Origin of the sequence: Acinetobacter sp. ANC 4973, from assembly GCF_002135275.1 — a bacterium.
GTDB lineage: Bacteria > Pseudomonadota > Gammaproteobacteria > Pseudomonadales > Moraxellaceae > Acinetobacter > Acinetobacter kyonggiensis.
In genome coordinates, this window is sequence record NZ_NEGM01000001.1 from 344,913 (window position 1) to 370,076 (window position 25,164).

The 25,164-nt window shown below is 39.0% G+C and carries 30 protein-coding genes and 1 tRNA gene; 14 read left to right on the forward strand and 17 right to left on the reverse strand.

Annotation, left to right across the window (positions count from 1 at the left end):
- Window positions 1-42: 42 nt before the first annotated feature.
- From B9T30_RS01730 to B9T30_RS01780, 11 genes are all read right to left on the reverse strand, one after another.
- Window positions 43-492, reverse strand: coding sequence for a phage virion morphogenesis protein (locus B9T30_RS01730; protein WP_086183505.1), 450 nt, complete (start codon window positions 490-492; stop codon window positions 43-45).
- Window positions 493-507: 15 nt separating this feature from the next.
- The gene (locus B9T30_RS01735) at window positions 508-1,002 is read right to left on the reverse strand and encodes a phage tail protein (protein WP_086183506.1); all 495 of its coding nucleotides are present in this window, start codon (window positions 1,000-1,002) and stop codon (window positions 508-510) included.
- Entirely contained in the window at window positions 999-1,853 is an 855-nt protein-coding gene (locus B9T30_RS01740; RefSeq protein ID WP_086183507.1) for an N-acetylmuramidase domain-containing protein, read from the reverse strand. The genes B9T30_RS01735 and B9T30_RS01740 overlap by 4 nt, the downstream gene beginning before the upstream one ends.
- Window positions 1,850-2,122 (reverse strand): phage holin family protein, encoded by a 273-nt coding sequence (locus tag B9T30_RS01745; RefSeq protein WP_086183508.1) that lies wholly within the window; start codon window positions 2,120-2,122, stop codon window positions 1,850-1,852. Before B9T30_RS01745 ends, B9T30_RS01740 begins: the two co-directional genes overlap by 4 nt.
- Window positions 2,119-2,475 carry a putative holin gene (locus B9T30_RS01750; RefSeq protein ID WP_086183509.1) on the reverse strand — a complete coding sequence of 119 codons (357 nt, stop codon included), beginning with the start codon at window positions 2,473-2,475 and terminating at the stop codon, window positions 2,119-2,121. Before B9T30_RS01750 ends, B9T30_RS01745 begins: the two co-directional genes overlap by 4 nt.
- 6 nt (window positions 2,476-2,481) lie before the next feature.
- Complete coding sequence (locus tag B9T30_RS01755; RefSeq protein WP_086183510.1) at window positions 2,482-2,694, reverse strand: tail protein X; 213 nt, start codon at window positions 2,692-2,694, stop codon at window positions 2,482-2,484.
- Window positions 2,695-2,700: 6 nt separating this feature from the next.
- Window positions 2,701-2,934 carry a hypothetical protein gene (locus tag B9T30_RS01760; protein WP_086183511.1) on the reverse strand — a complete coding sequence of 78 codons (234 nt, stop codon included), beginning with the start codon at window positions 2,932-2,934 and terminating at the stop codon, window positions 2,701-2,703.
- Entirely contained in the window at window positions 2,931-3,380 is a 450-nt protein-coding gene (locus B9T30_RS01765) for a head completion/stabilization protein (RefSeq protein WP_086183512.1), read from the reverse strand. Before B9T30_RS01765 ends, B9T30_RS01760 begins: the two co-directional genes overlap by 4 nt.
- 120 nt (window positions 3,381-3,500) lie before the next feature.
- The gene (gene gpM / locus B9T30_RS01770) at window positions 3,501-4,304 is read right to left on the reverse strand and encodes a phage terminase small subunit (protein ID WP_086183513.1); all 804 of its coding nucleotides are present in this window, start codon (window positions 4,302-4,304) and stop codon (window positions 3,501-3,503) included.
- Window positions 4,305-4,308: 4 nt separating this feature from the next.
- Entirely contained in the window at window positions 4,309-5,313 is a 1,005-nt protein-coding gene (locus B9T30_RS01775; protein WP_086183514.1) for a phage major capsid protein, P2 family, read from the reverse strand.
- 43 nt (window positions 5,314-5,356) lie between these two features.
- The gene (locus B9T30_RS01780; RefSeq protein ID WP_086183515.1) at window positions 5,357-6,190 is read right to left on the reverse strand and encodes a GPO family capsid scaffolding protein; all 834 of its coding nucleotides are present in this window, start codon (window positions 6,188-6,190) and stop codon (window positions 5,357-5,359) included.
- Window positions 6,191-6,375: 185 nt separating this feature from the next.
- On the opposite strand from B9T30_RS01780, the gene B9T30_RS01785 reads away from it, so the two are divergent.
- Window positions 6,376-8,145: a terminase large subunit domain-containing protein gene (locus tag B9T30_RS01785; RefSeq protein WP_086183516.1), complete on the forward strand. Its 1,770-nt coding sequence runs from the start codon at window positions 6,376-6,378 to the stop codon at window positions 8,143-8,145.
- Window positions 8,142-9,200 carry a phage portal protein gene (locus B9T30_RS01790; protein ID WP_086183517.1) on the forward strand — a complete coding sequence of 353 codons (1,059 nt, stop codon included), beginning with the start codon at window positions 8,142-8,144 and terminating at the stop codon, window positions 9,198-9,200. The genes B9T30_RS01785 and B9T30_RS01790 overlap by 4 nt, the downstream gene beginning before the upstream one ends.
- Window positions 9,201-10,054: 854 nt before the next feature.
- Here B9T30_RS01790 and B9T30_RS01795 read toward each other — a convergent pair.
- Window positions 10,055-10,130, reverse strand: a tRNA-Arg gene (locus B9T30_RS01795).
- Window positions 10,131-10,318: 188 nt separating this feature from the next.
- Between B9T30_RS01795 and B9T30_RS01800 the strand changes: the two genes are divergently transcribed.
- From B9T30_RS01800 to B9T30_RS01840, 9 genes are all read left to right on the forward strand, one after another.
- Window positions 10,319-11,254, forward strand: a complete 936-nt coding sequence (locus tag B9T30_RS01800) for an ABC transporter ATP-binding protein (protein ID WP_086183518.1) — start codon at window positions 10,319-10,321, stop codon at window positions 11,252-11,254.
- On the forward strand, window positions 11,251-12,024 hold the full coding sequence (locus tag B9T30_RS01805) for an ABC transporter permease (RefSeq protein ID WP_086164162.1): 774 nt from the start codon (window positions 11,251-11,253) through the stop codon (window positions 12,022-12,024). The genes B9T30_RS01800 and B9T30_RS01805 overlap by 4 nt, the downstream gene beginning before the upstream one ends.
- Complete coding sequence (gene queF, locus B9T30_RS01810) at window positions 12,024-12,839, forward strand: NADPH-dependent 7-cyano-7-deazaguanine reductase QueF (protein WP_086183519.1); 816 nt, start codon at window positions 12,024-12,026, stop codon at window positions 12,837-12,839. Before B9T30_RS01805 ends, queF begins: the two co-directional genes overlap by 1 nt.
- 26 nt (window positions 12,840-12,865) lie before the next feature.
- Window positions 12,866-13,516, forward strand: a complete 651-nt coding sequence (locus B9T30_RS01815; protein ID WP_086183520.1) for a hypothetical protein — start codon at window positions 12,866-12,868, stop codon at window positions 13,514-13,516.
- A gap of 170 nt (window positions 13,517-13,686) precedes the next feature.
- On the forward strand, window positions 13,687-13,992 hold the full coding sequence (locus B9T30_RS16845) for an FtsW/RodA/SpoVE family cell cycle protein (protein ID WP_167356287.1): 306 nt from the start codon (window positions 13,687-13,689) through the stop codon (window positions 13,990-13,992).
- 23 nt (window positions 13,993-14,015) lie between these two features.
- Window positions 14,016-15,017 (forward strand): lytic murein transglycosylase B, encoded by a 1,002-nt coding sequence (gene mltB / locus B9T30_RS01825; RefSeq protein ID WP_086183522.1) that lies wholly within the window; start codon window positions 14,016-14,018, stop codon window positions 15,015-15,017.
- A 286-nt stretch (window positions 15,018-15,303) separates the two neighbouring features.
- A complete protein-coding gene (locus B9T30_RS01830; RefSeq protein WP_086183523.1) occupies window positions 15,304-15,912 on the forward strand; it encodes a septal ring lytic transglycosylase RlpA family protein in 609 nt (202 codons plus the stop codon).
- A gap of 152 nt (window positions 15,913-16,064) precedes the next feature.
- On the forward strand, window positions 16,065-17,870 hold the full coding sequence (locus tag B9T30_RS01835) for an amidohydrolase (protein ID WP_413772546.1): 1,806 nt from the start codon (window positions 16,065-16,067) through the stop codon (window positions 17,868-17,870).
- Between the two features lie 155 nt (window positions 17,871-18,025).
- Entirely contained in the window at window positions 18,026-18,472 is a 447-nt protein-coding gene (locus B9T30_RS01840; RefSeq protein ID WP_086183525.1) for a DUF962 domain-containing protein, read from the forward strand.
- A 47-nt stretch (window positions 18,473-18,519) separates the two neighbouring features.
- On the opposite strand, the gene B9T30_RS01845 is transcribed toward B9T30_RS01840, so the two are convergent.
- The 3 genes from B9T30_RS01845 to B9T30_RS01855 all read right to left on the reverse strand — a co-directional run bounded on the left by B9T30_RS01845 (window position 18,520) and on the right by B9T30_RS01855 (window position 20,468).
- Window positions 18,520-18,837, reverse strand: a complete 318-nt coding sequence (locus tag B9T30_RS01845) for an AzlD domain-containing protein (protein WP_086183526.1) — start codon at window positions 18,835-18,837, stop codon at window positions 18,520-18,522.
- Window positions 18,834-19,571, reverse strand: coding sequence for an AzlC family ABC transporter permease (locus tag B9T30_RS01850; RefSeq protein WP_086183527.1), 738 nt, complete (start codon window positions 19,569-19,571; stop codon window positions 18,834-18,836). The genes B9T30_RS01845 and B9T30_RS01850 overlap by 4 nt, the downstream gene beginning before the upstream one ends.
- Window positions 19,572-19,649: 78 nt before the next feature.
- Window positions 19,650-20,468 carry an AraC family transcriptional regulator gene (locus B9T30_RS01855; RefSeq protein WP_086183706.1) on the reverse strand — a complete coding sequence of 273 codons (819 nt, stop codon included), beginning with the start codon at window positions 20,466-20,468 and terminating at the stop codon, window positions 19,650-19,652.
- Window positions 20,469-20,861: 393 nt separating this feature from the next.
- On the opposite strand from B9T30_RS01855, the gene B9T30_RS01860 reads away from it, so the two are divergent.
- Window positions 20,862-21,524 (forward strand): hypothetical protein, encoded by a 663-nt coding sequence (locus tag B9T30_RS01860; protein WP_086183528.1) that lies wholly within the window; start codon window positions 20,862-20,864, stop codon window positions 21,522-21,524.
- 67 nt (window positions 21,525-21,591) lie between these two features.
- Here B9T30_RS01860 and tsf read toward each other — a convergent pair whose 3' ends face one another.
- Both tsf and rpsB read right to left on the reverse strand, forming a co-directional pair.
- Window positions 21,592-22,467, reverse strand: coding sequence for a translation elongation factor Ts (gene tsf, locus B9T30_RS01865; RefSeq protein WP_086183529.1), 876 nt, complete (start codon window positions 22,465-22,467; stop codon window positions 21,592-21,594).
- Window positions 22,468-22,607: 140 nt separating this feature from the next.
- Window positions 22,608-23,360 (reverse strand): 30S ribosomal protein S2, encoded by a 753-nt coding sequence (gene rpsB / locus B9T30_RS01870; RefSeq protein ID WP_067867857.1) that lies wholly within the window; start codon window positions 23,358-23,360, stop codon window positions 22,608-22,610.
- Window positions 23,361-23,569: 209 nt separating this feature from the next.
- Here rpsB and map point away from each other — a divergent pair, with 209 nt between their 5' ends.
- Together map and B9T30_RS01880 are read left to right on the forward strand one after the other, a co-directional pair.
- On the forward strand, window positions 23,570-24,397 hold the full coding sequence (gene map, locus B9T30_RS01875) for a type I methionyl aminopeptidase (protein ID WP_086183530.1): 828 nt from the start codon (window positions 23,570-23,572) through the stop codon (window positions 24,395-24,397).
- Between the two features lie 166 nt (window positions 24,398-24,563).
- Window positions 24,564-24,983: a hypothetical protein gene (locus B9T30_RS01880; protein ID WP_086183531.1), complete on the forward strand. Its 420-nt coding sequence runs from the start codon at window positions 24,564-24,566 to the stop codon at window positions 24,981-24,983.
- The last annotated feature ends 181 nt before the right edge of the window (window positions 24,984-25,164 follow it).

The following is a 25,164-nucleotide window of genomic DNA, read 5'->3' on the forward strand; positions in this document are numbered from 1 at the left end:
TGCATTTGATTGGGCTTGTATATGAGCTATATACAAATGGAATTATTTTGTAGCCAAGTGATTTAAGACATCTGTTTCAATCATTCGGATTTCTTCGTCGGTAAAACCTAGCAATTCACGACTGGCGTATTTTACCGTTGGACCATCGCGGTCCACTTTGTCTTTTAAACCGAACTGATGAACCCGGGCAATAAATGCAATACGACCTGCAAAGCCGACTGCAACCCCCTGTGGCGTTCGTTCCATACGCATATATTTGGCATTTTTGATGACATTGAACATCTTGTTTTTGATTTTGTGTTTTTTATCACGTAGCCGGTTTTTTCGTGGGACATATGCTCCGCCATCGGGATTTTGCTGACTTGTAATTCGTTTTTTTTGGGATGCCCGAAGTTTTCGGGCAATATTCATTTCAAGCTTGCGTCGTTCGGCATCACTTAACTGCAAAAGCATGGTTCCTAAATAATCGGTCAGTGCTTCTAGATCGGCCATGAATCATCCAAAATATTATTGGTTAGGTTCTGCAGACATCCATTCTGCAACTACTTCGCCTGTCTGCTGGTCAATGAGTTGCATTTGCCGTGCATCTAATGCCGTTTCATACTGAAGTTCATCAGGGAAACTCGTTTTTAGTGTGCCGTCATTCTGGCGTTTTACAATGACTCGTTCAGTTAAAGGAAAAGTAAGTGATAGATCCACCGTGTTGTTATTCAAAATAACGGTTTCAAACTTAAATGCATCTTTGCTTTTGTCCAAATTCATCAGCAGTTCAGATTGATTAACGCGCACCCAGTCCAGCAATGGAATCATAACGGCATCTAATTCCCCTGAATATTCAGTCAGAATAAAATTAAGGTCATAGACGTATTCAAAGGAAAGTCCTCTTGAACCGGTACAACGGACATTGCCTTTGTCAGTAAAAATCAGCATGCGGTCAGGATCCCGCTGCAGTTCCTTTACTGCAGCAAGAATATGGGTTCGAAGACTATCGGGCTTTTTCATGCTGCTTTTTTCTCACCATAAATTGGTTCCAAGTGATCCCATTCTTTCTGGAACTTCGCCTGGTAACCGAGTTTTTTATAGTTTGATCCATTATATAAAGTGAATACGGCCTCCCAATTTTCTGCACGCAATGCATCAATTAAAGCAACTTTTTTGCCGTTAAAAGTGCCAGTTTTCCATTCGATGAAACGGATAAAAGCTTCCAGCTGTAAAGATTCACTTGTCTGCATCTGTTCTACGAAATCAAATACCGATGGATAACCCAGCTCTTTCCAGTTTTCGCCCATGATCTGGAACTGTCCCCAACTGCAAGACATGAGTGCTGCTTCAGCACAAATATTCTTTGCCAAGCTTAAACGGACATATTCAGCTTCATTTCCTTTGTAACCGCCCGTGGCCGTGTTCACCAGATTTGGATATTGCTTCATCTGGGCGTTTGCAAATACTTTGCCTTTTAATTGCACCAGGTAGAAATTCATGCGATGACGTTCAAACAGGATTTTAGCCTTACCATTTTTAAGGAAACCAACACCACGACCTTCCGTCGCACCAAATACCCGGATTGCAAGTTCAGATACTTTTAGGCGTTTAGCTGCAGCAATATAGTCACTGTCTTTTAAAAATTTGGAAACACTTTGGCCAGCCAGTGATGCTCGTGTTTTGTCGCCCACTTTACCGTCGGCTAAAATGCCTACGCTTTTTTGAAACTGAAGTACTGCATATTCAGTACTTACACCAAAGTCACCATCGGGTTTTAATGCTTTGCCATCTTTGCCTTTGAAACCCAGGTTAATCAGTTGCTTTTGTATGATGATGACCGCATCACCACGTGAACCAAATTTAATAATCATGCTGGACTCCAGAGAAGTTTGGCCACATTGCCTTTTGTTTTATAAATAAGTACTGCAAGTAGAACAGCAAAGAATGCATCCCAAACGGTGACAGGATCCTTAAAGAACAGGATGTGGACTGCTTGACCAAGACATGAAGCAATAAGCATAGCTGCAAGCCATGCATAGCCACGATGAAAATCGGCACCATTGCGGTTATAGCAAATGATGCGAAATGCACAGAACAGGTATGCGACGAGGGCAATAGCCTGAAATAAATGTTCGATCATGATGTTCCCCCATTTTTAATCGCTTTCCAGATTTCGGATAACTTTGCTTTTTTGATCCAGTCCACGGCTTTTACCAAGATGAATAATGAAAATATTGATGCTAACAATGCTGCAGTTGCGTCACTGGTGATCATGGTTCGGCTGGTAATTTCAGGTGCAAGTAGATAGCCAATGCCGGTAGATAAAAGCATGCTGCGTAAACGCTGCCAGGCTGTTAAATCTTTTTCAGTCGTCGCAATGAAAGCTGCTCCAAGCACCGCCCCGAGTAATGCATTTCCGTTAATAAACGGAAGAAATGACATTGCACTTAGGGTTCCGACTGTTGCTGTAGTTGCGGTTGCTGGTTCTGCCATTTTTTATTAATCCCATAGCTGGATGGTTTGTTTAATTTGTTGTGCTGTTTCAATATCCGGCAGAAAAACTTCAGTTCCCATTGGAAGAAAAACTCCGAGTTCGGCAAGTTTTGGATTAGCTTCAAGTACTTTTTCAACTATTCCAGAGCTTCTGCCGTATTCTCTCCAGCAGATCGCATCCACTGTGTCGTATTGCAAGGCAATAATGGTTTTGGCCATTGTTTCTTATTCCTTACAATCTAAATTTTCAGTAATTAAAATTCGACAGGAATAAGTAGTGGGGTTTATTCCATTTGAATTAGAAGTGATTCTGGATTCGACTTGTAAATTGTTTTTCTCTAAATCTAGACCCAATTCTTTAGCCACTTCTGACAAAGCTAATCGCTCTAATTCCTTTTGATCAAAGGTATAACTATGCGAACGCTGATGTTTTTCGATTGAAGAAATATTCATTTTCATATCAGTTCCACCACGGAATGGTTTTCACCCAACAATTGCAGAATTGCCCATTGTTTGTTGCGTCTGTAATCATCGACTGTGTATTCCGCTTCTTCTGCTTTTTTGGCACCTGAATTGGAACTGTCATAATTTCGATAATTTTCATTGATCTTGGCTGCAACACCATTTGCCACAGCAGACAGATATAAATAATCGGTCTCTGGCTTATCATTAATTTCTGTGGTTGATAAATCTGAAAGTGCTGTCGCTTTGCCTTTCAAAACTTTTAGCAAGCGGTTGACATCAATGACTTCTTCAATGATGGCCTGTTGTAAGCGTAGGTTTGTGACGGCTCCGTCGATACGGACGATTTCTCGGATGTGATCCAAAGCAATAGACGGATAAAATAGGTCACTTTTGATGTTGATTTGACTTGGTGTGTTATTGCCATTTGCAATGAATCCCATAATGTCCCCTGCCTTTGTTTTTATTGAATATTTGGTGCATGGGTGGGAACAATGGTTTTAATGTGTATTACATTGTAATGACATCACCATTGTTCGCCCATGCGGTGCGTGGGCACTTGGTTAGGTCGTTTTGAACTGCAGGTCGCCCTGGTCATTTACGACTTGTGAACCATTTAAATTAAGCAATGGTTCAGCTTGTTTTGGTGTTTGTGGGGGGAACTTTTTCAACAATATTTCGACTGTTTTTAAGTCCTGTTTGCCACCACATTTGTCATCCAGTTCAATTGCTCGTTCAAGATAGGCTTGGGCATCTTGTGCGAAACCAATGTCTGACTGACTTGGTTCATCTTTACTTTGGATCTTTTTGATTGTTGCTTTGCCCAATGCAACTAAAAGTTTTGCTTTGACTTGGTCAGGCATGTCTAACACTTTTTCATCGAATTCAGTGTGTAGAACGAGCTGTTCAAGCTGCTGCAGTACTTCAATTTCAACTTCAGCATTGGTTTTAAGCTGCTTCAAAAATACGTTAGCAATTTCTTCAGTCACTAAGGTTGCCGTTTTACGTTCAAAGCGATCTGGCATGATCATGTTATGCGTAAGTGCAAATTCAGCCATTTCTAATGCTTTGGCATAGTTTTCAACATCGATGCACCAAACGAGTAGCGTCATGAATACGTCATCTTGAACTGATTTATTGGCTTCAATAATTCCGTCCACATACGGTAAATAAGTGGGTACTAATGCTTTTTTAAGCTGAATTTTCGCTTCAGTAGATTGGATCTGCTTTAAGCGATGGCGGTCATTGTTAAGCTGGGCAAGTTGCAATTCATAAAATGATTGATCTTGCATAGTGCCGAATTCAGCAGCCGTTTCAGCTGCTGCTTTAGCACTGTATTTTTGAAAATGTTGACGTGCTAATGACATAGGCTTATACCAATTCGATTTTTTCTGCTAATGCAGCAAGACCCAAATCTTCAATGTAGTAATCTTCATTCGAAGATTCATAATTTTCGATTTGGTCACGTTTTGGATTGTCGATGACGGTACGACGACGAGCACCTTCTTGTACGTAAATTGATAAGTTATCAAAAGTCGTTACAAGGATGGCGTCTTCTGGGAAGAACGGCACCGCATAGACAGGTAAGTTACCCATGCGTTTCTGGCTGATAATAATGTCAGCTGCCAATTTTTCAGAGTTGTCCTGATCTTTGTTGACCAATGGGAAGTACTTGTCTGCAACCGTTTTTCGATTACACAGCACAACTAGATCCGGATTGTCTTGGTGAACTTCATCAATCATTTCATTGGTCAACTCCATCACCAATGCATCAACGTTTTTATAGTCCCCAGCTGCACCGATTGTGATTTTTCCAACTGTTGCACCAGAAGACAAAACACGTGCAGGATTTTCTTCACGCATTTTTTGCAGCCAGCCTTTGTTGACATCCTGCAATTTAGGGTTGGCCACAATGTCTGTTGTTGTTGCAATTGATGTGCCGTTAAAGCCGATCATGATGCGGTCAAGACCTTGACGTTTTTGGATTTGACCAGAAAAACGTGCATAGAAATCTTTGAACTTCGCCCACTGATCTAATTTTGCATATTTGATGGCTGTATCAAAGTCTGTTTTACGGCAGAAATAAAAACGTTCATCCATAGATGTCGGATCTGTTGCCTGACGATCAGTAGTACTTGTATTAGTACGTGATGCAGTCGGACGAGAAATACCAAGACCCACTGCAGAACCTGATTGTTCCGGAACGTGGAAAACATTGATTTTTTGTAAGAATGCAGAAGATAGTTGAATTTTATCTTCAAGCTTTTGTTGAACGGATGGTGCAACATTGAACTTTTGGGAAACTTTTTCAACGTTGTTTAATTTAGCCAGTTGCTTCATTACGGCATTATATTTTAAACGTGTTTCGTTACGCATGATGTGTACTCTTTTTAATTCTGGAATGGATTAGCGAACTGAATTAGCAGTCAACCACTTCATTGAAATTTGAATTACCAGATTTAGGACGAGGATCTGAATCAGGTTCACCATCCAGTTTGGTTTTCAATTCATTAAAATCGGTTTTCAGCTGCTCATGTGCTGTATTCAAATCGGTGAAATCAGTCTCAAGTTTTGAAACTACCTGACCTTGATTTGCTGTTTCTTGCGCAATTTCAACAATGGCTTGTTCTTGATCAGAAAAAGATTCCACAGACTTTTTTTCTTGTGTTTTAAACATATTTTTGACTTTATCGAGTAAGCCTGCGGAATAGGATTGCGGTTCTTTGATTTCTTCAAATTCAAGAGCCACTTCTTGAGCAGCAGTAAACAGATTTTCTGGACGCTGTTTTTTGTCAGAAAATGGATTCACTTTTGCACCAGCAGCAAATTGCAACATTTCAGTACCCAGTGATGCTGGGCTATCAGTTACAGCCAAACCGATTAAATATGCTGAACCTTTATTTGCAAAGTTTTCATCAACTTCAATGGATGTATAAACTTTTTGTTTTTTCTGATTCAGTGCAATCAGACTTTGTGTCGGTTCGATCTGAGCAAACAGTGCATCTTTTTCTTCACCATCAATGGTAACTTTTTCAGTTTTTAATGCCAGAACATCGCCATAAGCACCAAAAACACCATCTGGATAAATACTGCGGAAATGCTCGATATTGATGCGCGCACCGTATTTTTTCGGATCATAACTCTGCGCCATCTGGATAATCCAATCGGCTTGAATTTCACGACCATCAGTGGTGTCACCAGCTACAGCTATACGAAACCATTTTGATTTGTATTTTTTATCTTCTTTGCTCATTTGCAAACCTATTCGTTAATTATGAACGGATATAAATCACGATTTTGAATAAGTGCAGAATGGGCAATCTAGCGCATTCCCTGCAATTGAATAGGCTTGTATATGAGCTATATACAAATAGGGTCGACTGATAATTAAGTCTTGTACTGCCAATGTTTGCACATTAAATCAAGCAACCTCTGGCAATGAATGACTTATCCCCTATAGCAAATTTGCACCTCATTATGGACAACAAACTTAAAGCCAAATTTCTGTACTGGCTTGGGTGGAAGATTGTCGATATTGCAGAAGTTCTGAATGAAAATGAAAGAACAGTCCAAGCTTGGAAAACACGAGAAGATTGGGAAAAAGAAAAGCCCGAAAATCGGGTAGAAAATGCTTTAACTGTCCGTTTGATGGTGCTCATTCTTAAAAATAAAAAGACATCGGGCGATATTAAAGAAATTGATATGTTGATGCGGGCTTATAAAGAATTTGCCCGGATTGAAAAATATCGTAACGATGGTACTGAAGCTGACCTAAACCCAGAGATCCGTAAACGTAATTCTGCGCCACGTAAAAAAACCCCCAACCATTTCACTGAAGAACAGATTGAAGAACTGGTTCTGGCATTTGAAGAAAACCTATTTGATTATCAATGGACTTGGTATCGTGCAAGCGATCAGCGTTCACGAGTAATTTTAAAAAGCCGTCAGATTGGTGCGACATATTACTTTGCACGTGAAGCATTGATTGATGCCCTAAAGACAGGACGAAATCAGGTTTTCTTATCTGCATCCAAAGCTCAGGCACATATTTTCAAACACTATATAAAAGCCTTTGCAGCGGATGTATGTGGGGTTGAACTAACTGGCGACCCGATTGTTCTTTCCAATGGTGCAGAACTTTTATTCTTAGGTACTAATTACCGTACTGCCCAAGGTCACCACGGTAACTTTTATTTCGATGAATTCTTTTGGACCCATGGCTTCAATGAACTTGAAAAAGTTGCATCGGCAATGGCTCTGCAGAAAAAATGGCGTAAAACCTATTTTTCTACACCATCAACAATTACACATGAAGCTCATCCTTTCTGGACTGGCAGCCGTTTTAATAAAGGTCGTCCAAAGAACAAGCAAGTCACTATCGATGTCAGTCATGATTCTTTAAAAAATGGTCGTGTTTGTGAGGACAAGATTTGGCGACAGATTGTCACCATTTTAGATGCAGAGGCTGGTGGCTGCGATCTGTTTAATATTGATGATTTACGTTTTGAATATTCTGCAGATGATTTTGAAAATCTGTTGATGTGTGAATTTGTTGACGATGGCCAATCCATGTTCCCACTTAATATGCTTATGCATTGTATGGTGGATAGCTTAGAGCTTTGGTCTGACTTCAAAGTTTGGCATGCTCGTCCTTTTGCGAATAAACCTGTTTGGGTTGGTTATGATCCGGCTTTAAGTGGTGATAATGCCGGTCTGGTAGTAGTTGCACCTCCAGCTGTAGCCGGAGGCAAGTTCCGAGTACTTGAACGCCATCAATTCAAAGGTGATGACTTTGCCCAACAAGCTGAACATATCAGAAGCATCACGAAAAGGTACAACGTAACTTATATCGGTATTGATACAACGGGTATGGGGGTTGGTGTTGCAGAATTGGTACGTCAATTCTTCCCTGCAGTACATTCCTTCAAATATTCACCAGAAGTTAAATCACAGCTCGTATATAAAACTTTAGATGTGGTCCGCAATGGACGACTTGAATATGACGCTGGCGATAAAGACCTGACTCAATCATTGATGAGTATTAAGAAAACTATTACTTCAAGTCAAAAACAAATCACTTTCACTGCTGGACGTTCAGAAGAAATTGGCCATGCGGATCTGGCATGGGCACTTATGCATGCAATTTATAACGAACCTTTGGCCGGCATAACAGAAACAAATACATCTGTATTGGAGATTTATTCATGAACCCTTTTTCAACAGCTAAAAGTTTGATGAACTCGGCTTTAAGCTATTTACCTCAAACACAGCAAGTACTTTCACAAAAAACTGAAGCCTTTTCATTTGGTGATGCAGTACCTGTGCTTGATGGAAATGATTTAGCAAATTATATGGAATGTTGGTTCAATGGTCGTTGGTATGAACCGCAAGTGAGTATGGAAGGATTATCTAAAAGCTGGGGATCCACACCATATTTGAGTAGCGGAATTATTTTTAAACGAAACTTTCTGGCCAACTTATTTATTCCACATCCTCGTTTAAGTCGTAAAGCATTTGAACAAGTTTCTTTAGACTTCATTTGGTGTGGAAATACTTATGTTGAGGACATTAAATCTAGACTAAAAAATACAATCGAGTATAAGCCGGCATTGGCAAAGTACACCCGTGCTGGGGAACATGCAGGTCAGTACTTTTATTTAAACCATGGTAACCGTGGGTATGAAGAATATGAATTTGCTCAAGACCGTATTTGTCATATTAGAGAAACGGATATTAATCAGGAAATTTATGGCACACCAGAATATATGTCTGCACTTCAATCTGCATGGCTGAATGAATCTGCCACTCTATTCCGTCGTAAATATTACAACAATGGATCTCATGCCGGTTTTATCTTATATGTGAACGATCCAGCCAGTGATCCAAAAGATATTGATGCTTTACGAACTGCATTGAAAGAAAGTAAAGGACCAGGGAATTTTAGGAACTTATTCTATTACAGCCCAAATGGGAAAAAAGATGGTATCCAAATCATTCCAACTTCTGAAATTGCAGCAAAGGATGATTTTACAAATATCAAATCTATTACTCGGGATGACATACTTGCTGCATTGCGGGTTCCACCTCAGCTCATGGGTATTGTTCCAAGTAATGCTGGTGGTTTTGGTGATATTAAATCTGCCACTGAAGTTTTTTATCACAATGAAATTGTTCCCCTTCAATCACGTCTACTTCAGTTTAATGAATGGGCCGAAGATGAAGTTATTAAGTTCAAAGAGTATAGATTAATACAATCAAAATAAAATTAACTTGGTCGCGTTTCAAACGCGACCAAGCCAAACTCTTGAAAATTTGAAAATAAAGCCTGCAATTGCAGGCTTTTTTATCGGATTAAGTACAAATGAGAATAATTACCACCTACTCCACCCATGCCCTAGCCACGCGCAGTTGCCCCACCCCACCTGCCCGCTCTAAATGTGGCTGATTTACTGCAGGGACAAGCAAAAGAAAAATTCGAGGAAATGTGTGCCGTTATTAGGATGTTTCAAGGCTTAGGCTAATTTTCTAATACTACATTTCACTGCAAAACTGCACATTTGCATCATTTGCCTAAAAATCAGTCTTAAACAACTCAGAATAATTATTTCACCGTATTTATTTACAGCACATTATTCGATGCGTTCCCAACTTTGAATCACATAAAAATGTATTTTCTAGGTAATGGCTTTCATTTTAAGTAATAAAGTAATAAGTTTTTGCAAGTGACTGAATTTAAATAATTAAATACATTACTTTCAAAGGTAATTTTTTGTAATTTTTGAAGTAATATTTTATAAGTTATTGATTTAATTAGATGCGTAAATAAATAAAAATCACTTTTTTACACAGTAATTTATTACTTAAATATTACCCTTAAATTACTTTTTAAAAACTACATAAGTTATTGTATTAAATATGATTATAGAAAAATATTACTTTATTACCTCAAAAAAACGCTAGTCCCCAAATATTTTTTATTTCCACAAATAAGGGGTTTTTAATGTTTTTCACTCAATTCTTTTTATTTACGTGGGAACAACTTGGGAATTTTTCTTATCAAAAACCCATTTAAAAACACTTGTATATAAATTTAAGTTATTGATAATTAACAATAAATTGGTACGGCCAGCGGGACTCGAACCCACGCCACAGGCTTCGGAGACCTGTACTCTATCCAGTTGAGCTATGGCCGCTTCTTTCGGATTGCGCACATCATAACAAAAAAAACCATAAGGTAAAGCAACTATCTCTAAGTCATCATTTTTTGTGCTCATACTTTAAACAATGTTCCATAATTGCAACACAGAATTCCTCCTTATTGACTTGGTTTATTACCCAAGATCACTCACAATACTCATACTATTCACCATGTGAGAATTTCATGACTGATGCATTGACCTTGAGAGACGTATCTAAAACTTATCGAAATGGTTTTCAAGCGCTAAAAGGGATTAACTTGAGCGTACCTGAAGGTGAGTTTTACGCCCTCCTTGGACCCAATGGCGCAGGTAAATCAACCACCATCAGCATCATTAGTTCACTCACAAAAAAAACTTCAGGTACTGTTGAAATTTTTGGGCACAATCTAGACACTCACCCTTCAGAAGCAAAACAATGCTTAGGTGTTGTGCCGCAAGAGTTTAACTTTGGGCAATTTGAAAAAACATTTGATATTCTAGTCACTCAAGCGGGTTATTACGGTATTCCCAAAAAAATTGCAGAACAACGTGCTGAACAATATTTAGAAAAATTGGGGCTTTGGGACAAACGCGCGGTTCAAGCTCGTATGCTATCTGGTGGTATGAAACGCCGTTTAATGATTGCTCGCGCCATGATGCATCAGCCGAAACTGCTCATTTTAGATGAACCGACTGCGGGTGTAGATATTGAATTGCGTCGTTCAATGTGGGATTTCCTCACTGAAATGAATGAACAAGGCACTTCCATTATCCTCACAACCCATTATTTAGAAGAAGCTGAAATGCTCTGTCGCCGCATTGCCATTATTGACCGCGGCGTGATTAAAGAAGATACCACCATGAAGTCTTTCTTAAATCAGCTTAGTGAAGAATCCTTTATTTTCGATTTGGTCGAACCGATTCAGCCTATTCATATCGACATTATTGGTGTACGTTTCAATTTAATCGATCCCGTTACCTTAGAAGTGACGATGGACAAAGCCCACACCCTAAATGAACTGTTTCAGCTTTTACAATCACAAGGCATTCAAGTCGCGAGTATGCGTAATAAATCGAATCGTCTAGAAGAACTGTTTGTGAAAATGGTGGAAAAAAATCTTGAAGGGGCTGCGCAATGAACTTTAATCAATTATGCGTTGCACTCTATACGCTTGTGCATAAAGAAGTACGTCGCTTTATGCGCATTTGGCCACAAACATTATTGCCCCCTGCCATCACCATGAGTTTATATTTCGTGATTTTTGGAAATTTGGTCGGTTCGCGTATTGGTCAAATGGGCGGCTTCAGCTATATGCAATTTATTGTGCCAGGCTTAATCATGATGGCGGTCATTACCAATAGTTATGCCAACGTCTCTTCGAGTTTCTTTAGTGCTAAATTTCAAAAAAGCATTGAAGAATTGATTATGAGTCCAGTGCCTTTACATATGATTCTTTGGGGCTATGTGATTGGTGGCGTGTGCCGTGGTGTTTTGGTCGGCATTATTGTCACCAGCATGAGCATGTTCTTTACTGACTTATATATCACTAACTGGTTTGTGACTATATATACAGTATTAATTACCTCCCTCTTATTTTCGCTTGGGGGACTTATTAATGCAGTGTATGCCAAATCTTTTGATGATATTTCAATTATTCCAACATTTGTACTTACACCACTGACATATTTAGGTGGGGTATTCTATGCGATTAGCGCTTTAAGCCCTTTTTGGCAAAATCTCTCTTTAATTAACCCAATCGTATATATGGTAAATGCCTTCCGCTTCGGCATTTTAGGGCATAGTGATGTCAATGTTTCCGTTTCATTAAGCATCATTACCTTATGCTGCGTTGCGCTTTACGGCATAGCTTACTATTTACTTTCTCGTGGTTCAGGAATGCGTGAATAATGACTGTAGAACTCTCCTTATTAGGTAAAGACACCAATTATCCAACAGAATATCAACCCGATATTCTGTTTCCTATTGCACGTGCACCAGCACGTGAACACTATGCCCATGTTGAAGGCATTCAACAAGGGCAGGATTGGTGGCATGTTTTTGAAATATCTTGGTTAAATGCTGTAGGCATTCCACAAGTTGCCATTGGTCGTATTGCTCTACCCGCATCATCACCCAATTTAATCGAATCAAAATCTTTAAAGCTCTACTTTAATAGCATGAACTTCACTTCATTCGAATCAAAAGAAGCTTTTATTGCTACTGTAGAAAAGGATTTATCCGCAGCCGCAGGTGCACCTGTCACCCTCAGCCTATTCCAAGCCGACGATTTAGATATTGCCAAACCTGAGGGCATTTGTGTTGATGACTTCAGCCCTGAGCGCTTAGAAACGCATCCAGATGCAACTTTATTAAAGTTAGACACAGAAAATACTGGAACTGTCGATATTCAACTGTATTCACATTTACTACGCAGTAATTGTCCCGTCACAGGACAACCCGATTGGGGCACAGTTTTTATTCGCTATCAGGGTAAAAAACCTTGTTATCGCAGTATTTTAGCTTATATTATTTCTTACCGTCAGCATAATGGGTTCCATGAACAATGTGTGGAACAAATGTTCGCCGACATCTGGCAAAATTTTGCCCCAGAAAAACTGATGGTCTATGCAACCTATACACGTCGGGGTGGATTAGATATTAATCCTTGTCGTGTGTCGGATCTCACATGGATGCCCCGCCCCATTCGTTTGGCGCGACAATAAAATGAAAAATATTGAGGTTTTTTGACATGCCATTTTTTGGTTTTATTCCTTCTGCAGAATTATTAACAAGCATTCAGACAGGTCAGGAAAAGAAAAATTCGAGCGAGCCGCTTTACCCTTTACGTGACAAAACAGCACTACTGATTAATGATGAAATCATTGATGGGATTTTGACTGAACTTGTCCGTCGTTTTCCACCTAGCGATAAACGCGATACAGCAGAGAAACTTGCGGGTTATATCAAATCGACTGTTGCTGTTTTATTAAAACAGCTCATGGGTAAATCCTCAAATGACGTTGTTAAGCAATCCATTGAGTTTTCTGAAAAAAGTTTATTTAAAGATGCAGAAGGCAACTTCCGCGTTGGTGAACTTCTAGATGCAACTTTGGTGACAAATCTCAAAAATAGTTATGCTGAAATTAAAGCGGGCAATGAAGTCAATAAAGCAGCGCTAGCTGAACTTTATAAACAATTTGCAGACGCCACAGTCCATCATTTTATGAATGACTTTAATAAGACGCTAGATCTAGGCATGATCAAACGTAAAGCTGCGGATTTCGGTTCTGCTGCTGTCATTAAAGCGGTGCATATTGCTGCGGATAAAATCATCCCCAATCTCAATAAAGATGAGCTGCTGGCACTCGCGGAATATCATGATACTTTATTTCATGTTTAAGCTTTTTTAAAATGCTCAAAAACCTAGCTTTTGCTAGGTTTTTTTATTGCAAAATATTGATATATATTGTCTAAATGCAAGTTTATGTTAGCATCGCCTTTGCATTTATCCACCCCAAAAAGTCATGTCAACCAACCTGCATTCTAGATTTCTTAGTCAAACTCCACACAATGCTGCAAGCACAGCAAGATTGCCCTCTAAATGACAACCTTTACATTGTATTGATCCTGATTATTTTATGTTTCGTCATTATTCTTAAAACGATGCCAATTAGACTGAATTGTTTTTATCAGTCTGGTCACTTACTGGTGGGCGGTCTAGGTTTGTCGTTTTTTGTATATGTATTTGTTAACGCTGGCATGGTCAGTGTTATCTTAGCTATTACAGCACTTCTTTTTGTAAGTTATAGCGGTACTGCAATAATTGCTTTAATGGCTGCTTTTAGCGTTGTGATGTCTACCCATACACACAAATGATATTTTTTGGAACTTTGAGCAATATGTTAAACATCCACTTTTATAACAAAATGAAACGTCTCCCTTTACTTATTGGTGCGCTTTCCATCACCAGCTTCTGCCAAGCCAATGATTTTTACAACCATCCTGGTTATAGCAGTTTTAAACAGAAAACCATGCAAACCTATGGTTTAAGTGCAGAACAAATCGATTGGGCCATGAATGGTTCAAAAAACCTGCCGAATATTATTAACATTATGAATCGCCCCGGGGAAAGTAAACCGTGGTACGAATATAAAACCAATTTTATGGCTGAAAGTACCATTCAACGTGGCGTGCGTTTTAAAAACCAATATGCCGACACCTTAAACCGTGCCGAACAACAGTTTGGTGTCCCTCAATCGGTGATCTTAGGCATTTTAGGTGTGGAAACAGGTTTTGGTGCCAATAAAGGCAATTTCGTCACGCGTGATGCATTAGCAACCCTAGGGTTTGGTTACGAACGACGCGCACAATATTTCCAAGATGAACTTGCCGCACTCATTGCATGGTCATACAAAGATGGCGTTCCAACCCATTCAGTGGTTGGTTCTTATGCTGGTGCAATTGGCTACCCTCAATTTATGCCAAGCAACATTCCTAAACTCGGTGTGGACTACGATGGAAATGGACATATTGACCTGAGAAATTCTGCGGTCGATGCCATAGGTTCAATTGCGAACTATTTAGCTCAACATGGATGGCAACGCAATCAACCTATCGGTTTTGCGGCTCGCTATACAGGAAACAATCCTGAATCCATTATTGCCAAAAATTTGGAACAACCAACACCCTACGGAGCCCTAAAGAATCAAGGGATTACACCAACAAATCCGATTGTTAAAATAGATGACTTAGATCTGGTCAATGTGATTCAACTTCAAGAAAGTTATGCACCAATCTATTATATTACTTACCCTAATTTCCAAGTGATTACGACTTATAATAAGAGCCGTATGTATGCGACTGCCGTATGGCAATTGGGCACTGAAATCGCTAGTCGTTGAGACTAGCTTTTACCACAAATATAAAAAGTCAAGATTTTATTTTACAAAATAGTGTACAAAACACACTTTTTAAATAATATGTTACAATATTGATTATTTTTTAATCAAAAATTGATATATTTTCACCCTTTTTGTAATTATTTCAATTAAAGAGTAGACAGCTTTAGCCTAGCATGAATATTATCCATCTCGTCAAATGTAGTTGCAAAAGAGAATTAACAGACTTGATTGCCGATATTTCAATCGTTTAGATGAAGTTAAGCACATGGTCTTTAGGAGTTTAATAATGCAGTCTTCGCTTAAGTATATTTTAGCTTTAACCACCACTTTTGCCCTGAGCCAGTCTCAAGCAGAAATGGTTCAGTCATCATTCAATACCGATAATGACAACACTCGCCTAGCTACGCGTGTGTTAAACAAAGATGCTCAAAAGTTTAATTCACACTTTTCAAATTTAAATAGCCTTTCAATCACTGAGCGTTCTGGCGATAAAATCCGTCGTGAAACGATTGCAGCAAAAATTGAAATCCCTGAAGACGAGCCTTCAGTGATTGAAAAGTTAAACACTGTTGCATCCAATACTGTTCGTAAGTTCAGTCAGACTGGTGCAGCATCATGGTACGGTCGCCAGTTTCATGGTCGTAAAACAGCAAGTGGTGAAACATTTGATATGAATGGATTAACTGCCGCTCACCGTAGCTTGCCATTGAACTGCTATATTCGCGTCACGAATAAAACCAATGGTAAAAGTGTGGTCGTAAAAGTAAATGATCGTGGTCCATTCCATGGTAACCGAGTTCTAGACTTGTCTTACGGTGCTGCTAAACAATTGGGTATTACCAACGCTGGTACAGCCAAGGTTAATATTGAACGTGTAGATGGCCCAAGTTCATAAACACATGCAAAACTTCTAATACGTTTGACTTAAAAAGCCACTTAATGTGGCTTTTTTAATACCTTAAAAAACTTTGTTTTAAGCATCATCTTAGTGTTTAATAAATACAGCATATAAATTATAAAGAATGATAAGCATTGAGGATGAACATCATGCTAAAAACCCAAAAAACTTATACATCGAACTTGATAGCCAAATGCATCGTTTCATCACTACCCTTCACTTTACTTGTTGCCTGTTCTAATTTACCCACATCACAACATGATTCACTTCAAACAAAAGCCTCAAATACACTATTAATTTATGGCGGCCCCATTTTGACTATGGAGGGAATGCAACCTAACTATGTCGAAGCATTATTGATTCAAGCAGGTCATATCGAATTTAGTGGGAAACTTGAACAAGCGCGAAAAATTGCCCCGCGCGCACAGCAGCTTAATTTAGAACAACGCACAGTCATTCCCGGTATCATTGATGCACATAGTCATGTCAACAGTGTCGGCTTACAACAAACGGTTGCGAATCTTTATTCTCCCCCAGATGGAACAGTGACAGATATTAATTCTCTAATTGCTGCCATGAAAAGCTGGCAGCAGAAAAACCCCGAATTTATTCAGGCAACATCAGGCTGGATTATGGGCAACGGTTATGATGATGCTCAACTCAAAGAAAAACGCCATCCAACAGCAACAGAACTCGATCAAATCTCTAAAGATCAGCCAGTCTTAATTCTTCATCAATCTGGACATCTAGCATCGGTAAATCATAAAGCTTTAGAAATACTCAACATCAATGCAAAAACACCCAATCCATCTGGTGGCGTGATTCGTCGGATGAACAACTCCATGGAGCCAAACGGTGTACTTGAAGAAAGTGTTGTTTTTAGTGCCATGATGCAGGCTTTTAAAAGTGTTCCACCCGATATTATGCAGAAAATGGCGCTCACGGCTATTCAAACTTATATCCAAAATGGCTACACCACCGTTCAAGAAGGTCGTGCGGATGCTGGAACCAGTGAATTATGGCGAAATTTAGCCAAACAAGGAAAATTACCCATTGATCTAGTGTCCTATCCAGACATCATTAATGAAAAAGCATACATGCTTAAGCAGGGTACGAGTCGAAACTATGATCATCATTTTCGCATAGGTGGCGTTAAAATGAGTTTGGATGGCTCACCTCAAGGCAAAACAGCTTGGCTGACTCAACCGTATTTAATTCCACCAGAAGGCAAAGCAAAGACCTATTCAGGCTACCCCGCCTTTCCTGAAAACAAAACGGTACAAGATGCAATTAATTTAGCCTTTGAACAGAAATGGCAAATACTGGCCCATGCCAATGGTGATGCTGCAATTGACCAATATTTAAATGATATTGATACCGCAACCAAGCACTATCCAAAATTAGACCGACGTAATGTCATTATTCATGCACAAACTATGCGTGAAGATCAGTTAGACAAAGCTAAATCTCTCGAACTCATTCCATCCTTCTTTTCATTGCATACCTATTATTGGGGCGACTGGCATCGGGAAGAAACCTTGGGCGTAGAACGAGCAAATCGTATTTCGCCAACTGGCTCCGCTTTACGCAAAGGCATTTTATTTACCGAACATCATGATGCGCCTGTAATTCCACCCCGTAGCATGATGACTCTAGATACCACTGTAAATCGCGTCACACGCAGTGGCAAAATACTGGGGGCTGAACAACGCGTCAGCCCTTATATTGCATTAAAGTCGCTCACAGACTGGGCTGCTTATCAATATTTTGAAGAAAATAGCAAAGGAACCCTAAGCAAAGGAAAACTGGCTGATTTTGTTATACTAAGTGACAACCCACTGACCATCCCAAGCAACAAAATTAAAGATATAAAAATATTAGCCACCTACAAAGAAGGTCAGCAAATTTATCAAAACCCAAACCTAAAAAACATAGAACTCAAAACATCACCATGAACTTATGGTATCGCGAGTTCTTTAATGGGTCATTCAGCCGATTTAAAGTGAATGACTCAAATCGACTACGGGATACTTTGCCCCATAACTGCTTCTGGTTTATATTTTCAGCATATAAAAATAAACACATGAATCAACATCCAACAGGAGTGATGATGAAAACAATGAACCAATGGTTTGATGAATATAGCGAAAGCCATCAAAATAAAACCAATAAAGCAATTCACTGGGCTTGTGTACCTGCAATCCTTTTTGCCATTATCGGTATACTTGCTCATTTCAGTGCCTTATTGACCGCTTTGCTTCTCGTGCTCAGCTTCGTTTTTTATGCTCGACTTGATTTGGTTCTCGCTGTAGCGATGGCTGCACTTTTAGTGGTCATGGCATGGTTGATTTACACATTACCTGTAGGTGTTGGGTTTTATCTGGGTGTTTTTGTTTTAGCTTGGATTGGTCAATTTTATGGTCACAAAGTCGAAGGCAAAAAGCCTTCATTCTTTAAAGACCTCCAATTCCTCCTCATTGGCCCAGTATGGTGCATGGACGCCTATCTAGGTAAATTGATACCTAAATGGAAAACTCGCCAAAAACTCGCTTTTTAGCGCATTTTAGCGTGGGATCAATATTTCTGACATATTTTATCTATTTCTTAAGAACTAAAGATAAAAATAAGCAGATAAAAGCACAGCAAACTGACAATCAAATTCGGAAGAAGCCTTTTAAATAGTAAGGCCAAAACAATACATATGCCTGCTGCAATAAAATATGGATCTAAAGGAATTGATCTTAAAACCTCCCCTTGATAAAAAATGATAGGGGCACAAATTGCTGTCAATAAACAAGGAGCAGAATATTGCAGCATCTCTTCAACCCAATGAGGCAATTTGAGGCAAACTCGAGGCTCTAAGAACAAATAACGGTTTAAAAAAACAATCGCAGCTAAAGTCAATAACAATGCCCAAGTCATTTTTTCGCACCTTGCCATTTCTGTAAAAGCAGTGCTGTGATCATCCCCAATAAACCAGAAAGAATCATACCCATTTCAATTTGAAAATATTTGAATATCAAGGTCGCAATTAATGTGCTTATCACCCCCATCAAAGTCACTAAATTTTTAATCATTGGAACAATAATTAATATAAATATGGCGACAATAGAAAAATCTAAATGTAAACGCTCTAAGTTTGGAATGGCATTGGCTAAAAAAATTCCCAATAAACTAAAAAGACACCAAGCAAAATAGAAACAAATCCCTGCACCAAATAAATAAGCAAAACTGCGCTGAGCCTGATGAGTAACTCCTATTGCAAATAATTCATCCGTCAGTAAAAAACCAACTATCAATCTTTTATACACAGGTAAACAACGAATATCTTTACGAAAATTCAATGCATAGATCAAATGCTGGCTTGTTAAAAAAACTACAGTAATGACTATAGTAAATAGTGATGCACCAGACATGACCAACCCCAGACTAACCAATTGAGCCGCGCCTGCAAAAAAAATTGCAGACATCGCAAAAGACTGGGCAAAGCTTAATCCAGCATTAACGGCCATTGATCCCGCCAAAATCCCCCACGGCAAGACAGCAATAGAAAGCGGTAAAATATCAACAGCCCCTTTGAGAAAGGCCTGTTTATTGAGCGCGTTCTTTTGCGTTTTCTTTTCTAAATTAGATAAGGCGTTTATAGGTAAATTCATCATAAGCTCAGCGATATTGCTATTAATCGCACTATGAATGAATCATCGTCCTATGAATTGAACAAAATTGCGCAACTTTCATTTCAGATGAATAATATATTGTGATGGAGTGACTCCCATCGCTTTCTTAAAATGTCGAGTCAAATGACTTTGATCAGAAAAACCACAATTTTGTGCTGTCATGGCAATAGAATGGCCATATTTTAATAGCTGCCGTGCCTTATGTAATCGTATTTGTACCAACCAACTGTGCGGTGGCAATCCTGTACACTTTTTAAATTCACGGAGAAAGTGCCAAGGACTCAATCCTACATAATGAGCCAACTCCGTTAAAGAAAAATTCCTCTCAGGAAAACTTGCCAATAGCTCTTTTACAAGTTCAATTTTTTTACATGCTTCAGGCAAGTTTAAAGGCGTAACTTTTGCCCGACCATATTTACCAATTAAACGCGCTAAAGTAGACAAATACATACTTTCCTTTAACAGCGTATTTTCTTTTTGCTCTAATAAATCAAATAGTAAGCTAAGTTGTTGCGCCAGTCCGATATCGTGAATTACTGCGTTTGTAAACCACGGTACACTATTTTTAATGGTAAAAAAATCTTGGCTTATCTCCAATAGCATTTCAGGAGTCGGATAAATCGCACGATACCCCCATCCCGACTCTACAGCAGATGAGCCAGTGTGAATTTCATCTGCATTCACCAAAATAATGTCACCTTTGGGAGCCGTATGTAGCTGCCCTGTTCTGAAAAAACTTTGGGCACCCTCTTCAATCACACCAATACAATAGCCTTCATGAACATGTTTAGAAAATTGTTTTTGATGATAGCGTGCCTTGAGCAACTCCAAACCACCCAATTCTTGTAAATGAAGATAATCTGCCCACTCTTGCATATTTGATAAAGTCAAAATATAAACGCACTTCACCATAACATGATCAAAAAAAAGGGATAGAACAAAATTGCTATCCTCTATTTTTTAATTATGCTTTAATCATTTCCTCTTCAAACACTCATAATCCACGAACTAAAATTTAAACAATTCATAAAACGATAATCATCCAAAAATTTATTTTACTATTGCTTCTTCCTTTTGTTCTTTGACTTAAAAATAATATCACTCAATATTTTTAAGCTGATTGTGATTTGAACGATGAACCCCTTAAGCTTTCCATGGCTACACACCCTCTAATCGTCAAAATTTTATAATTTTTATTCACAATTTTATTTTCCTCTTCACAAGACAATGATTTATATTACCGCTGTATTTCTTTAGATTTATTCTTGCATGTTAGCTTGCCAACAGTTTCGTGATCATCTGATTGCCGTTTTCCCAGAACTCCAACCTACCGATTTTCCACCGATCAACCACTCTCAAGATATAGATACTTGGATTACAGATTGGTTATCTGAATACCCAGTTAGCCGAGAATACCTCTTAGAATGTGATTATGAAGACTGGTCAAATAGTTTAGATCTTAAACTTCATTTTTTAAAAGCCAATGAAAACAACCCTATTCCTATCGATAGCGTTCTTGATGACGTTTATGATTTCTTTGAACCAGCATTGGATTTTGACGAACTTAGCAACCTTGAAATGGATCATTTTGAAATAGATAATCTTGCAGTAGAAGATCTTGAAGTAAATGACCTTGAAGTAGAAAACTTTGAACAAGATGATGCTAATGAAGATGACTCTATCCTTGTAGAAGCTGAAAATATTCTGCTCGATAATATTCTAAATTGCATTCTAAGAAATGGTATTGATGTCATTTTTATTGATTTACCTGTTAAATTTCAGCTAATTTTAAGCCGCAATCCAGATCGCTCAGCCCTACAAGCACTGGCTGCTTATTTAACAGAACACAGCGATCCGAGCCACCCAGTCCGCTACTATTGCGCACGTAGCTATAGCCATCACCTTTTCCCATATCTGATTGGAAAACTTTAAAATACTCACATAAAAAAAGCCCCTAAAGGGGCTTTTTTCACACAATACTTTTACTTATACAGTAAAATTATTGAGCAGCAGCTTGAGCAGCAGCAACTTCTTCAGCGAAGCTCATTTCTGCTTTTTTCTCAATACCTTCACCTACTTCAAAGCGAACGAATTGAGCTACAACTGTAGCAGTTGCTTTTAATACATCAGCAACTTTTTTGTCGTTGTCAATAACGTACATTTGACGATCAAGAACAACTTCATTTAAGTATTTTTCAACTGAACCAGTCACCATTTTTTCAACGATGTTTGCTGGTTTACCTGATTCAATTGCTTTCGCTTCAGCAATTTCTTTCTCTTTAGCGATAAGATCAGCAGATACGCCTTCAGCATTTACAGCAACTGGATTGAATGCAGCAACGTGCATTGCAATACCTTTACCTGTAGCAGCATCACCAGTGTAAGATACAACTACACCAATTTTTAAACCGTGTTTGTAAACTGCAAGGTTTTCACCTTCAACAATTTTCGCACGACGAACTTGGATGTTTTCACCGATTTTTTGAACAAGTGCAATACGCGCTTCTTCTACAGTCGTACCATCTTCAAGTTTTAATTCAGCAATTTTAGCAGCATCAGTTTCGTTTGCAGCAAGTGCAGCAGCAGCAACTTTAGCAGAGAAACCAGCAAAGTTTTCGTCTTTAGCAACGAAGTCAGTTTGACAGTTTACTTCTAAAAGAAGTGCTTTGTTGCCTTCTTGAGCGATAGTGATCGCGCCATCAGCAGCAATGTTACCAGCTTTTTTAGCTGCTTTTGCTTGACCTGATTTACGAAGGTTATCAATCGCTAATTCAACATCACCATTCGATTCTGTTAATGCTTTTTTGCATTCCATCATCGCAAGACCAGTACGGTCACGTAATTCTTTTACCATGCTCGCTGTAACTGCAGTCATGTTGTTCTCCTAAATACGGTAGAAAATTCAATCTGTTCAACAAAAACGGCCCAAAGTGTTCTCTGGGCCGTTCTGCTTTCTTGACGCTTAATTTGCCACCATTACATGTCGCAAAAATGACAACCTTGCGTCAAAACGCATTAAGCCTCTGGAGCTTCTTTAGCAACTTCTTCAACTTTAGCTTGAGCGTTTGCTTGTGATTGAGCGTACTCTTTACCAGCAAGAATCGCATCAGCCATAGCAGAAGCGTAAAGTGTAACCGCACGGATTGCATCGTCATTACCCGGAATAACGTAGTCTACGTTGTCTGGGTTAGAGTTTGTATCAACGATACCGATTACAGGAATACCAAGGTTTTTAGCTTCTTTAATCGCGATTGATTCGTGGTCAACGTCAATTACGAATAATGCGTCAGGTAAACCACCCATGTTTTTAACGCCGCCTAAAGCACGTTCAAGTTTTTCCATCTCACGAGTACGCTCTAAAGCTTCACGTTTAGTAAGCTTAAGGAAAGTACCGTCTTGAGATTGAGTTTGAAGGTCTTTCAAACGGTTGATCGATTGACGAAGAGTTTTCCAGTTCGTCAACATACCACCTAACCAACGGTGATCAACATATGGTTGACCAGCACGTTGCGCTTGTTCACGGATGATGTTAGAAGCAGCACGTTTAGTACCAACGAACAATACTTTGTTCTTTTTGCTAGCAAGATTGTTAACAAAGTTCAAAGCATCATTTAACGCAGGAACAGTGTGTTCAAGGTTGATGATGTGAATTTTGTTACGCGCACCAAAGATGTATTCACGCATCTTTGGATTCCAGAAACGAGTTTGGTGACCAAAGTGCGCGCCTGCTTGAAGAAGGTCACGCATGCTTACGTTGTAATCTGCCATTTTCTTTATACCTTAAAGTTTGGGTTAGGCCTCCATATATCCGCATTCTCCACCCCAAAGGGCACCCAGAGAAATGTGTCGATATATGTGCGGATTTTGTTGCCCCATCCAACAAAGCCCGTGAAATATATTCACGAAAAAGCATTTGATAAAATGGGCGGCTATTTATACCATAGTCACATATAAATTTCCAAAAGTTTTTAGAGATCATGAACAGTACTTACCAAGCGCCACGTCGACTTATTAAAACCCCAGATGAAATTGAAAAAATGCGTGTGGCAGGACGACTGGCGGCTGAAGTTTTGGATATGATCAAACCGCATATCAAACCAGGTGTCACCACACTTGAGCTTGATACGATTTGTCACGACTATATTGTCAATGTTCAAGATGCCATTCCTGCATGTTTAGGTTATGGCGCAGCTCCTGGACGCCCTGCGTTCCAACATGTCATTTGCACATCGGTCAACCATGTGGTTTGCCACGGCATTCCTTCTGACAGTAAAAAACTGAAAAAAGGTGACATCCTCAATATTGATGTCACTGTGATTAAAGATGGTTATCATGGCGATACCAATATGATGTATATCGTCGGTGGCGAAACATCCATCTTGGCTGACCGTTTATGTAAAGTGGCTCAAGAAGCGATGTATCGCGGTATCGAAACCGTTAAACCAGGTTCAACCATTGGTGACATTGGTCATGCAATTCAACAATATGTTGAGTCGGAACGCTTTGGTGTGGTTCGTGAATACTGTGGTCATGGTATTGGTACAGTATTCCATGATGAACCACAGGTACTGCACTATGGTCAAGGCAATAGCGGCATGATCCTTGAAGAAGGTATGACTTTTACCATTGAACCTATGGTCAATGGTGGAGACTGGAAAACCAAACTTCTAGGTGATAAATGGACAGTCGTCACCAAAGACCATACTTTGTCTGCTCAATATGAACATACGCTTTTGGTCACAAAAACTGGGGTTGAAGTACTCACTGCTCGCCCTGAAGAAGATTTATCGCGCTTTATGAAATAAAAATTCAAGCATCTATTTTAAAATAGGCTACTTCAATGTGGCCTTTTTATTTTTTTACTTTTAATACGCAGTTTTTAGCTTACACCCATACAATTTCTCATTGATTTTTAAAACTTTTTAACCATACTGGCAGGTATCCCAATTCATTTTCAGTTCAGAGCCTTCTATGTCCGATTTTAGTAATGTCACAGTAACCCACAATGATGATGACTCTGTTTCATTGTTAATTGATCAAAAGCCTATTTCTGAACGTTATGGCATGAATTTTAGCGCAACGATTGTCGATGAACTAAAAGCACTCACTACAGGTCAAAGTCTCAAACTATTCGAGCAATTTGTCTTTTCACATACCGATTTAAACTTTGAACACAGCTATCGTTACGTGACCTGCGTAATTAACCAAGAATCTGGTTACATCACCTCATCTAATTTCGTTTATAAAATTACTGCTGTAGATCAACAACCGATAGAACATGTCATTACTAAGCAAGGACAAGCGATGACCGCAGAAGATGTTCGTGAATTCATTAATGCTCATCTACAAAAATCTCTAAGCGATTACACAGACTTAAAATACGCTTATTAAAGTTTAATTAAATTATTTCATCATGTTGGGCACAATCATTAGCACTATTTTTTCATTCAAATGCAGTGCCCACAACATCCTACAAATCTTTGCTTAAAACCTCAATTTTAGACCCGACTTATTGCCACAAACCATATTCCGATTTCACTACCAATAAAGCCATCAGCTTTTATAGCGCTAT

Coding starts and splice junctions, on each gene's coding strand:
- B9T30_RS01760 (WP_086183511.1), bottom strand. CDS start 2,934: ATGAAAATGAATATTTCTTCAATCGAAAAACATCAGCGTTCGCATAGT.
- tsf (WP_086183529.1), bottom strand. CDS start 22,467: ATGACTGCAGTTACAGCGAGCATGGTAAAAGAATTACGTGACCGTACT.
- B9T30_RS01860 (WP_086183528.1), top strand. CDS start 20,862: ATGTTAGCTTGCCAACAGTTTCGTGATCATCTGATTGCCGTTTTCCCA.
- B9T30_RS01840 (WP_086183525.1), top strand. CDS start 18,026: ATGAAAACAATGAACCAATGGTTTGATGAATATAGCGAAAGCCATCAA.
- B9T30_RS01800 (WP_086183518.1), top strand. CDS start 10,319: ATGACTGATGCATTGACCTTGAGAGACGTATCTAAAACTTATCGAAAT.
- B9T30_RS01845 (WP_086183526.1), bottom strand. CDS start 18,837: ATGACTTGGGCATTGTTATTGACTTTAGCTGCGATTGTTTTTTTAAAC.
- B9T30_RS01780 (WP_086183515.1), bottom strand. CDS start 6,190: ATGAGCAAAGAAGATAAAAAATACAAATCAAAATGGTTTCGTATAGCT.
- map (WP_086183530.1), top strand. CDS start 23,570: ATGAACAGTACTTACCAAGCGCCACGTCGACTTATTAAAACCCCAGAT.
- B9T30_RS01750 (WP_086183509.1), bottom strand. CDS start 2,475: ATGGCAGAACCAGCAACCGCAACTACAGCAACAGTCGGAACCCTAAGT.
- B9T30_RS01830 (WP_086183523.1), top strand. CDS start 15,304: ATGCAGTCTTCGCTTAAGTATATTTTAGCTTTAACCACCACTTTTGCC.
- queF (WP_086183519.1), top strand. CDS start 12,024: ATGACTGTAGAACTCTCCTTATTAGGTAAAGACACCAATTATCCAACA.
- rpsB (WP_067867857.1), bottom strand. CDS start 23,360: ATGGCAGATTACAACGTAAGCATGCGTGACCTTCTTCAAGCAGGCGCG.
- B9T30_RS01740 (WP_086183507.1), bottom strand. CDS start 1,853: ATGATTATTAAATTTGGTTCACGTGGTGATGCGGTCATCATCATACAA.
- B9T30_RS01815 (WP_086183520.1), top strand. CDS start 12,866: ATGCCATTTTTTGGTTTTATTCCTTCTGCAGAATTATTAACAAGCATT.
- B9T30_RS01735 (WP_086183506.1), bottom strand. CDS start 1,002: ATGAAAAAGCCCGATAGTCTTCGAACCCATATTCTTGCTGCAGTAAAG.
- B9T30_RS01880 (WP_086183531.1), top strand. CDS start 24,564: ATGTCCGATTTTAGTAATGTCACAGTAACCCACAATGATGATGACTCT.
- B9T30_RS01805 (WP_086164162.1), top strand. CDS start 11,251: ATGAACTTTAATCAATTATGCGTTGCACTCTATACGCTTGTGCATAAA.
- gpM (WP_086183513.1), bottom strand. CDS start 4,304: ATGTCATTAGCACGTCAACATTTTCAAAAATACAGTGCTAAAGCAGCA.
- B9T30_RS01785 (WP_086183516.1), top strand. CDS start 6,376: ATGAATGACTTATCCCCTATAGCAAATTTGCACCTCATTATGGACAAC.
- mltB (WP_086183522.1), top strand. CDS start 14,016: ATGTTAAACATCCACTTTTATAACAAAATGAAACGTCTCCCTTTACTT.
- B9T30_RS01835 (WP_413772546.1), top strand. CDS start 16,065: ATGCTAAAAACCCAAAAAACTTATACATCGAACTTGATAGCCAAATGC.
- B9T30_RS01765 (WP_086183512.1), bottom strand. CDS start 3,380: ATGGGATTCATTGCAAATGGCAATAACACACCAAGTCAAATCAACATC.
- B9T30_RS01755 (WP_086183510.1), bottom strand. CDS start 2,694: ATGGCCAAAACCATTATTGCCTTGCAATACGACACAGTGGATGCGATC.
- B9T30_RS01855 (WP_086183706.1), bottom strand. CDS start 20,468: ATGCAAGAGTGGGCAGATTATCTTCATTTACAAGAATTGGGTGGTTTG.
- B9T30_RS01850 (WP_086183527.1), bottom strand. CDS start 19,571: ATGAATTTACCTATAAACGCCTTATCTAATTTAGAAAAGAAAACGCAA.
- B9T30_RS01745 (WP_086183508.1), bottom strand. CDS start 2,122: ATGATCGAACATTTATTTCAGGCTATTGCCCTCGTCGCATACCTGTTC.
- B9T30_RS01730 (WP_086183505.1), bottom strand. CDS start 492: ATGGCCGATCTAGAAGCACTGACCGATTATTTAGGAACCATGCTTTTG.
- B9T30_RS01790 (WP_086183517.1), top strand. CDS start 8,142: ATGAACCCTTTTTCAACAGCTAAAAGTTTGATGAACTCGGCTTTAAGC.
- B9T30_RS01775 (WP_086183514.1), bottom strand. CDS start 5,313: ATGCGTAACGAAACACGTTTAAAATATAATGCCGTAATGAAGCAACTG.
- B9T30_RS16845 (WP_167356287.1), top strand. CDS start 13,687: ATGCTGCAAGCACAGCAAGATTGCCCTCTAAATGACAACCTTTACATT.